The following is a 9,806-nucleotide window of genomic DNA, read 5'->3' as shown; positions in this document are numbered from 1 at the left end:
CCGCCGCGACCGGCCTGGCCTTCGCGGCCGCTCTGTCCGCCGCCGCGACCACCCTGCGGCGCGCGCTGCGCCGGGCCCCGACCCTCCTGGCCGGTCCGGCTACCACTGTCGCCGCCGGTGGCGGGCTCGTCGTCCAGGCGCAGGGTCAGCGAGATCCGCTTGCGGGGTACGTCCACGTCGAGCACCCGGACCTTGACCACGTCGCCGGACTTCACCACCTCGCGGGGGTCCTTCACGAAGGTCCGGGACATCGCCGAGACGTGCACCAGACCGTCCTGGTGCACCCCGACGTCGACGAACGCGCCGAACGCGGCCACGTTGGTGACCACGCCCTCCAGCACCATCCCCGGCGTCAGGTCGCTGATCTTCTCCACCCCTTCGACGAAGGTCGCGGTGCGGAACTCCGGGCGGGGATCCCGGCCCGGCTTCTCCAGCTCGGCGAGGATGTCGGTGACGGTGGGGAGGCCGAACCTGTCGTCGACGAAGTCGGTGGCCCGCAGCCCGCGCAGGATGCCGCTCTTGCCGATCACCGAGCGCAGGTCCTGCCCTGTGGTGGAGAGGATCCGGCGCACCACCGGGTACGCCTCGGGGTGCACGCTGGAGGAGTCCAGCGGGTCGTCGCCGTCCGGGATTCGCAGGAAGCCGGCGCACTGCTCGAACGCCTTCGGCCCGAGCCGGGCCACCTTCTTCAGTTCCGTACGCGAGCGGAACGGCCCGTTGGCGTCCCGGTGCAGCACGATGTTCTCGGCCAGACCGGCGCCGATCCCGGAGACCCGGGTCAGCAGCGGCGCGGAGGCCGTGTTGACGTCCACCCCGACCGCGTTCACGCAGTCCTCGACGACCGCGCCCAGCGACCGGGACAGCTTCACCTCGGACAGGTCGTGCTGGTACTGACCGACGCCGATCGAACGCGGGTCGATCTTGACCAGCTCCGCGAGGGGGTCCTGGAGGCGGCGGGCGATGGAGACCGCGCCGCGCAGCGACACGTCCATCCCGGGCAGCTCCTGCGAGGCGTACGCGGAGGCGGAGTAGACCGACGCGCCGGCCTCGGAGACCATCACCTTGGTCAGGTTGAGCTGCGGGTGCCGGGCGATCAGATCACAGGCGAGCTTGTCGGTCTCGCGGGAGGCGGTGCCGTTGCCGATCGCGATCAGCTCCACCCCGTGCGCCCCGGCCAGCCGGGCGAGGGTCTCCACCGACGCGTCCCACTGCCGGCGCGGCTCGTGCGGATAGATGGTGTCGGTGGCGAGCACCTTGCCGGTGGCGTCCACCACGGCCACCTTCACCCCGGTCCGCAGGCCCGGGTCCAGGCCCATGGTGGGCCGGGTGCCTGCCGGCGCGGCGAGCAGCAGGTCCCGCAGGTTGGTGGCGAAGACCCGGACGGCCTCCTCCTCGGCCGCCTGCCACAGCCGCATCCGCAGGTCCGCGCCGAGGTGGATGAGGATCCGGGTACGCCACGCCCAGCGGACCGTGTCGGTCAGCCAACGGTCGGCCGGGCGACCCGCGTCGGACACCCCGAACCGGCCGGCGATGGCCGCCTCGTAGCGGGTCGGGCCGGTCGGTACGGCGTCCGCCTCGCCCGCCTCCTCCGACTCCATCGTCAGGTCGAGCACGCCCTCCTTCTCGCCCCGGAACATCGCCAGGATCCGGTGCGACGGCAGCTTCGGGTACGGCTCGGAGAAGTCGAAGTAGTCGGCGAACTTGGCGCCGGCCGCCTCCTGACCCTCGCGTACCCGGGAAACCAGCCGGCCCCGTGACCACATCTGCTCGCGCAGCGTGCCGATCAGGTCGGCGTCCTCAGCGAAGGTCTCGATGAGGATCGCCCGCGCGCCCTCCAGCGCGGCGGCGGCGTCGGCGACGCCCTTCTCCTCATCGACGAACCCGGCGGCGGTGGCCCGCGGGTCCTGCCCCGGGTCGGCCAGCAGCGTCTCGGCCAACGGCGCCAACCCGGCCTCGCGGGCGATCTGCGCCCGGGTCCGCCGCTTCGGCTTGTACGGGAGGTAGATGTCCTCCAGCCGGGACTTCGAGTCGGCGGCCATGATCTGCGCTTCCAGGGCCTCGTCCAACTTGCCCTGACCGCGGATCGACTCCAGCACCGCGGCCCGCCGCTCGTCCAGCTCGCGCAGGTAGCGCAGCCGCTCCTCCAGGGTGCGCAGCTGGGTGTCGTCGAGCAGGCCGGTGGCCTCCTTGCGGTAGCGGGCGATGAACGGCACTGTGGCGCCGCCGTCGAGCAGCTCCACGGCCGCCCGCACCTGACGCTCGGCCACGCCGAGCTCGTCGGCGATCCGCTGATGAACAGACTGGGTCACGATCTCGATCCGCCTTCGATTCGATCCGCCTTCAAAGAGCGGGTACGCCTGCATTCTGCCGGGCGGGCCGGGGCGCTGTCGCCGCGCCCGGCCGGGGCGGAGGACCGAACCACCGCGCCCGGCCGGGGTGACCGGCGGCGGTCCCGTCGGGCCTGCGCTAGCGTGGCGATCATGGAATCTGCTGCGGAGCCGCGCGCCCGGCGGCTCTTCGGCGGCAGCGCCCGGGCCCTCGGCGACCTCACTGCCAACCCGTTCCGCGCCGACCGGGACCGGATCGTCGGCTCGCCGTTCTTCGCCCGCCTCGGCGGCGTCACCCAGGTGATCAGCCCGGTCGGCTCCGGGTTGCTGGTGCACAACCGGCTCACCCACAGCCTCAAGGTCGCCCAGGTGGCCCGGGCGGTCGCCGAGCGGTTGGGCGCCGACGAACGGTGGCGTGACCTGCTGGACAAGCTCGGCGGCTGCGACCCCGACGTGGTGGAGGCGGCAGCACTCGCCCACGACCTCGGCCACCCACCGTTCGGGCACCTGGGGGAGCGGGTGCTGGACCGGCTGGCCCGCCAGCGCCTCGGCCTCTCCGACGGTTTCGAGGGCAACGCGCAGTCGTACCGGATCGTCACCAGCACCGAGATCCGCGGCGCTGCCACCACCGGGCTGGACCTGACCGCGGCGGTCCGCGCGGCCATGCTGAAGTACCCGTGGACCCGCCTGGACCACCCCGACCCGCACCCGCGCACCATGGACCCGCCGCCGCGCGGCGCCACCCCGCCGCCGGACGACCCGGAGAGCGGCTCGTCGAAGTTCGGCGCGTACCGGACCGAGCTGGACGACCTGCGGCAGGCCCGGGCGCCGTTCGCCGGTCGCGTCCCGGACTGGCAGCAGACCGTGGAGGCGTCCGTGATGGACACCGCCGACGACATCGCGTACGCCATCCACGACGTGGAGGACTTCTACCGGGTCGGGGTGCTCCAGCAGGGTTCGGTCTCCGCGGAGTTGATGGCCTGGCAGCGCGAGAGCGGGCAGCTGCGGGCGATCACCGACGCGGCGCTGGCCACGGCGGCCCGGCGACCCGGGGCGGCGATCGAGCGGCTACGCCGGCAACTGCACCGCAAGGACGCCTGGATCGCCGACGACGACGCGTTCGCCGCCGCCGTCGAACACGTCCGCGAGGAGTTGGTGGACGGGCTGCTCGCGATGCCGTTCGACGGCTCGATCGAGGCCGAGCAGTACGTGGCCCGGTTCTCCGCCCGCTGGTCCACCCGCTTCGTCGAGGCGATCACGGTCACCGAGCAGCCGTCGGTGCGCTCCGGGCACGTGCTGCTCGGCTGCGCCCAGTGGCACGAGGTGCAGGTGCTCAAGTTCGTCCACCATCGGTTCGTGCTGGCCCGCCCGGATCTCGCCCTGCACCAGCGCGGCCAGGCCCGGCTGCTGGGCACCCTGGTCGAGGCGCTCTGGGAGTGGCTGCTCGACCCGGCGGAGGAGTCCCGGCTGCCCCGCCGGCTGCACGACCTGGTCGAGCTGGCCGAGGCGGAGCTGCACCCGCGTACCCCGGACCGGATCGGTCGCGCCCGGGGCCGAGCCATAGTGGATTTCGTCGCGCAGCTCACCGACGGTCAGGCGGTGGCCATGCTGGACGCGCTCTCCGGCCGGTCCGGCGCGCTCTGGACCGACGCGTTCGTGCTCTGACCCGGTTCAGCTCTGACCCGCCGTCAGGCGACGCCTGCTGTGGCCTGGCTCAGGCGACGGCCTGCCACCAGCCGTCGACGGCGGGCGGCTCGTCGACCACCACCCGCTCGCCCGGCCGGGGCACGGCGAGCCGCACGTCGCGGGCCTTCGCTTCGGCCCACAGCCGGTCGACCGGCTCGGACCAGTCGTGCAGGGCCAGGTTGAACGTCGCCCAGTGCACCGGCAGGAACAGCCCGCCACGTAGGTCGAGGTGGGCGCTGACCGCCTCCTCCGGGAACATGTGGATCGTCGGCCAGGCCCTGTCGTACGCGCCGATCTGCATCAGCGTCACGTCGAACGGCCCGTACTCGGCGCCGATCTCCGCGTACCCGTCGAAGTAGCCGGAGTCGCCGGTGTAGAAGACCTTGCGGCGCGCCCCGGCCACCACCCACGAGCTCCAGAGCGTGCCGTCGCGGCGCAGCCCGCGTCCGGAGAAGTGCTGGGCGGCGGTGGCGGTGATCTCCAGGCCGGCGACCTCGTGCGACTCGGACCAGTCCAGCTCGATGATCCGTTCGGCGGGTACGCCCCAGCGGTCCAGGTGCGCGCCCACGCCGAGCGGCACCAGGAACGGCGCGGACTGCCCGGCGAGCAACGCCCGCACTGTGGCCATGTCGAGGTGGTCGTAGTGGTCGTGCGAGATCAGGATGGCGTCCAGCGGGGGCAGCTCGTCGATGCCCACCGGTGGCTCGTGCAGCCGGCGCGGGCCGACCAGACCCGACGGGGAGCACCTGTCGCTCCAGACCGGGTCGAGCAGCACCCGCCGGCCCTCGATCTCGATCAGGGTCGAGGCGTGGCCGTACCAGACGATGTTGAGCTCGTCGGTGGTGCCGGCGGCCGTGGGTCCGCCGGCGGGCCCGGGCGGCGCGGACGCGCTGGGGCGCAGCAGCGGCACGGGCGCTGTGGGACGCCGCTTCTGCTTACCGAAGATCAGCTCGCGGACCAGGTTGCGCCCCGGCTCGGCGATCATCGTGCGGGTGCCGGCCCGGTTGTGGAAGGTGCCCTCGCGGAACTGCGGCGAGCGGGCTGCCCGTTCGGCCCGCGCCCCGCTGAGCCGGCCACCCAGCGCCGCCGGCACATCCCGGGCGACCCAGGCCAGGCCGGCCAGCGCGGCCAGGCCGGCGGCGCCCCGCATCCGCCGCCCGAGCGACCGTTCGACGTCTGTGTTCTGCGCTCGTGCCATTGCCGTCCCTCCGACGTGTCCGCCCTACACGGTAGTCACCCGGACCGAACCGTGCCTCGGTGGTCGCCACGCCGGGTCGGTCACCGACAGCGGCGACCGACCCGGGAGGGAGTTGCGGGGTGCCCTAGCCGCCGTTGCTGGGGCGTCGGGCGGTGATCCGGAACCTCTTGCCCACGCCCGCGATCCGGTCCACAGCGGCCAGGAACTTCGGGCCCATGGCGGCCCGGGCCTGCACCGCCGGGTGGGTCGCGCCGAAGTCCTCCGGGTTGGCCTGCCCGTCGGCGAAGAGGGCGTAGGTGAGCACCGCCGCGCCGGAGCGGTCGAAGATCACGCCGGCCTCGTGCCGGGCGTCGGCGAACCAGCCGGCCTTGGTGGCGATCCGGGCCCGCTCGTCGGAGGACATGGTGCGCCGGATGCCGTCGGTGAACGCCACCGGGGAGCGCAGGATGCCCAACAGGTACGTCGTCGAGGCGGGGGAGAGCAGCGTGCCGGCGACCAGGGCGCGCAGCAGGTCGTGCGTCTCCCGGGGGGTGCTGGTGCCGAGGAAGAACCGGTTCGGGTTGGCCACCGGCTGAACCTGGGTGTTCGGGAAGCCCTTGGCGACCAGGATGGAGTTGATCTCGGCCGCCGGGGCGACCAGCCCACACAGCCGCACCGCAGTGTCGTCCGAGACGGTCAGCAGGTTGGCCAGCACGTGCCCGATGGTCACCAGGCTCGGGTACGCGCCGTCCAGGCTGAAGATGCCGTCACCGCCCGGTACGACGATCGCGGCGCTCACCTCGACCTGCTGGTCCAGGGTGAGCAGCCCCCGGTCGACCTTGTCGAGCACCGCCGTGGCGACGGCGATCTTGTTGACGCTGTACGCCTCGATCCGCCGGTCCGCGTCAGCCTCCACCGCGACCACCGGCGCACCGGCGGGGTCGGCGACGCTGACGTACGCCTGCCAGTTGCCGCCGGCCGCGGCGCTGTGCTTGGTGAAGACGGAGGCGACCCGACGGGCGGCCTGAGCGGGAGTGGTCGGCGACGCCTCGGTGGTCTCGGCGGCGCTCGCCGGGGCGGCGGCGCCCAGCACCGTGCCGGCGGTGGCCACCGTGCCCAATCCGAGTGCCGTCCTGCGGTTCAGTCGCATGGTCAATCGTCTCCCCGATGGTGGTGTGCCTGAGCGCTTGCTGGCCCACCACCCTAGGCGAGTTGATCGACGCACGTCGCCCCCCGAGTATGTCCCGAACAGTTCCGAACAGGTCAGTCGAGCCGTCGGCGCAGTGCAGCACCCACCGCACCGACCGGTCCGAACAGGAGTTTCCGCAGGTCGGGGAGGTGACCGCCGCGCACCGCCTCGCCGGCCGGGTTCGCGGCGAAGACCGAGCCGTCATGCGGGGCGACTGACCGTCCACTCAGTCCCGCCGCCCTCATCAACGGTCCAACAAGGACGTCGTAGACCCCCGGCAGCACGGTGAAGCCGGCCCGCAGCACCACGTTGAGCCGGCCCACCGACACCTCCCGGCGGGGCCGGTCCACACAGTCCACGATGGCCCTGGCCACCCGCTGCGGGCTGGTGATCGGCGGCGGAGGTCGCCCGACCCGGCCCAGATAGTTGGCCGCCTGCTGATACACCGGAGTGTCCACACTGCCGGGGTTGACCAGGCACAGCCGAATCGCGGGGCTGTCTCGCAACTCCTGCTGCACCGTCCGGACCAGACCCTGCAACCCCCACTTGCTCGCCACGTACGCGCTCATGTACGGAGCGGTGATGTGCCCGAGCACCGAACCGGTGAGGATCACCGTGCCGGCCCCGGTGGCCCGGAAGTGCCGCAGCGCCGCCCGCACCGAGCCGGCGGCGCCGAGCAGATCGGTCCGTACCACCTGGTCGAAGACCCGTTCCGGCAGCTCGTCGAAGCGACCGTAGGCCATCACCGCCACCGTGTGCACCCATACGTCGATGCGTCCGAAGCGGTCGATCGCCGCACCCGCGAGCGCGTCCAGCGCGTCCGGCTCGGTCACGTCGGTCGGCACGGTCAGCACGTCGACGTCCGCGCACTCCGCGCGTACCTCGGCCAGGGTCGTGGTGGCGCGAGCGGCGAGGACCAGGCGGTCGCCGCGCTCGGCGAACGCCCGGGCCGTCGCCCGGCCGATCCCGCTGCTCGCGCCAACGATCACGACCACCCGGCTCACGGTTCGAGCACGACCTTGATGCAGCCGTCCTCCTTCTTCTGGAACATCTCGTACGCCTGCGGCGCCCGGGCCAGCGGCAACCGGTGGGTACGCAGGTCCTCCACGCCCAGCGGGTCGTCGTCGCCGGAGAGCAGCGGCAGGATCTCGTCGGTCCACCGGCGCACGTGACACTGCCCCATCCGCAACTGAATGCCACGGTCGAACATCTCCATCAGCGGCATCGGGTCCGCCTCGCCGCCGTACACCCCGGAGACCGACACGGTGCCCCCGCGACGAACCCCCTTGACCGCGGCGTGCAGGACGGACAGCCGGTCCATGCCGACCCGGTCGGTCATCGTCTGGGCCAGCTTGTCCGGCAGCAACCCGACAGCGGCGTGGGCCAACTTGCCCCCGGGCGAACCGTGCGCCTCCATCCCGACCGCGTCGATCACCGCGTCCGGGCCGCGCCCGTCGACCAGATCGATCAGGGCGCCCGGCACGTCGGACAGCTGGCTCACGTCGAGCACCTCGATGCCGTGCCGGCGGGCCAGTTCCAGCCGCTCGGGCACCAGGTCCAGCCCGATCACCCGGCCCGCGCCGAGGTGGCGGCCGATCCGCGCGCAGAACTGCCCGACCGGACCCAGGCCGAAGACGGCCAGGGTGCCGCCTCGTGGGGTGTCCGCGTACTTCACCGCCTGCCAGGCGGTGGGCAGAATGTCGGACAGGTAGAGGTAGCGCTCGTCCGCACCGGTCTGCGGGATCTTGATCGGCCCGAAGTGGGCCTGCGGGACGCGCAGGTACTCGGCCTGCCCGCCCGGCACCGAACCGTAGAGCGAGGTGTAACCGAACAGGGACGCGCCCTTGCCCCCGCTGGTGACCTGGGTGGTCTCGCACTGCGCGTAGAGCTGGCGCTCGCACATCCAGCAACTGCCGCAGGCGATGTTGAACGGCACCACCACCCGGTCGCCCGGCTTGAGCCCGGACACCTCCGACCCGACCTCCTCGACGATGCCCATCGGCTCGTGACCCAGGACGTCACCCGGCGTCAGGTACGGCCCGAGCACCTCGTAGAGGTGCAGGTCGGAACCACAGATCGCGGTCGAGGTGATCTTCACGATCGCATCGGTCGGCTCCTCGATCCGAGGGTCCGGGACCTCCTCGACCCGTACGTCTCGCTTGCCCTGCCAGGTGAGCGCCTTCATGTCCCTCATCCCTTCTCACTGCCGTCTCGAAGACTGCTACCCGGGCTCAGGCACTTGAACCGGCCGCCCGTCCCTGGCCTGTGGTCGTGGTTCCTGCGTCCTCTCTCCCGGTTCTGTCGGTGGCGGCCTTGTCGGTGGTTGCGGTGGGGGCTGGGGGGCGACCGTCCCCGGCTTCGGGCGGTCAGGCTTGATCCCTACGCCGGGGACGGTCGCCCTCCAGCCCTCGTGGACGGCGTCCGCCGGCGCGTTGCGGGCGAAGCAGCTCAGCCCTGGTGCGTTCGCCGGGGCGGGCACGTGATCGGTGCATCCGCGTGTCGAGTCCCCGCGTTGTGCTTCGTTCGCGCATCAGCGCGTCGAGTCCCCGCATCAGCGCGTCGAGTTCCCGCATCAGCGCGTCGAGTCCCCGCATCAGCGCGTCGAGTCCCCGCATCAGCGTGTCGAGTCCCCGCGTCGAGCGTCGAGTCCATCCATCTGGCGTCGAGTTCGCTCATCTGGCGTCGAGTCCGCTCATCTGTCGGCGAAATGCGTGGCTTGACACTTTTTGTCGTGTCGGCATTCGGGTCGCGTGGCCTTGATCCACTCGAGTTCCTTGAAGTCGCGGTATCCCAGGCCGGCAACAGGCCGACTTCCTGAAACCCGAGTGGATCATCGCGATGCGCGACGGGTGGGCCGTGCGCGACGAGGCGGGCGGCGGCGCGACGGGTGGAGTAAGGCGCGACGGGTGGAGTAAGGCGCGGCGGGTGGAGCAAGGCGGGACGGGTGGAGCAAGGCGGGACGGGGAGGCGAGAGACGCACCGAGTGAGGCCTGGCGCGATGGGACAGGCGGGGTGCGGCGGCTCTGGGCGCGCCGGAGAGGGCGGGGCGGAGCAGCGCGACGCAATTGGCCGAGGTGTGCCCGGTACGGCGGAGTGGAACGCGCGGGCCGGAGGGTGTGGGCCCCGGGGCGGGCCGGAAAGCATGGGCCGGAGTGCGGCGTGCCGGGGTGCGGCGTGCCGGGGTGCGGCGGGCCGGGGTGCCGCGGGCCGGAAAGCATGGGCCGGAGTGCGTGGGATGAGGTGCCGCGGGCCGGAGCGGGCGCGGATTCGGTTCACTCGGACCGGGTTCATGGGCGCGCTGGTTCGGGGAGCTATCGACGTACCCCAGTAGGAGCGCAAGGTGCGGACGAGCCGTGACCAGGGTCAGGGCTGGGGCGACCGTCCCCGGCGGAGGGATCAAGCCTGACCGCCCGGAGCCGGGGACGGT

6 protein-coding genes are annotated in these 9,806 nt (G+C 72.5%); 1 reads left to right on the top strand and 5 read right to left on the bottom strand.

The window, feature by feature from the left end; translation table 11 throughout:
* Positions 1-2,309: Tex family protein (locus ABZS40_RS05230; protein WP_354942340.1), on the bottom strand; the 2,309-nt coding region annotated here is incomplete at its 3' end.
* A 171-nt stretch (positions 2,310-2,480) separates the two neighbouring features.
* Between ABZS40_RS05230 and dgt the strand changes: the two genes are divergently transcribed.
* Positions 2,481-3,992 carry a dGTP triphosphohydrolase gene (gene dgt, locus ABZS40_RS05225; RefSeq protein WP_354942108.1) on the top strand — a complete coding sequence of 504 codons (1,512 nt, stop codon included), beginning with the start codon at positions 2,481-2,483 and terminating at the stop codon, positions 3,990-3,992.
* 49 nt (positions 3,993-4,041) lie between these two features.
* Here dgt and ABZS40_RS05220 read toward each other — a convergent pair whose 3' ends face one another.
* The 4 genes from ABZS40_RS05220 to ABZS40_RS05205 form a co-directional block, all read right to left on the bottom strand.
* Positions 4,042-5,211, bottom strand: coding sequence for an MBL fold metallo-hydrolase (locus ABZS40_RS05220; RefSeq protein ID WP_354942107.1), 1,170 nt, complete (start codon positions 5,209-5,211; stop codon positions 4,042-4,044).
* Between the two features lie 124 nt (positions 5,212-5,335).
* Entirely contained in the window at positions 5,336-6,340 is a 1,005-nt protein-coding gene (locus ABZS40_RS05215) for a serine hydrolase (protein ID WP_354942106.1), read from the bottom strand.
* A gap of 113 nt (positions 6,341-6,453) precedes the next feature.
* A complete protein-coding gene (locus ABZS40_RS05210; protein ID WP_354942104.1) occupies positions 6,454-7,374 on the bottom strand; it encodes an SDR family NAD(P)-dependent oxidoreductase in 921 nt (306 codons plus the stop codon).
* 5 nt (positions 7,375-7,379) lie between these two features.
* Positions 7,380-8,564 (bottom strand): zinc-dependent alcohol dehydrogenase, encoded by a 1,185-nt coding sequence (locus ABZS40_RS05205; protein ID WP_354942339.1) that lies wholly within the window; start codon positions 8,562-8,564, stop codon positions 7,380-7,382.
* Between the last annotated feature and the right edge of the window lie 1,242 nt (positions 8,565-9,806).

The sequence above is a fragment of the Micromonospora sp. NPDC005324 genome (genome assembly GCF_040607155.1).
Taxonomy (GTDB): domain Bacteria; phylum Actinomycetota; class Actinomycetes; order Mycobacteriales; family Micromonosporaceae; genus Micromonospora; species Micromonospora trifolii.
Note: the sequence above shows the minus strand (reverse complement) of the source record. Positions and strands in the feature narration are given on the sequence as shown.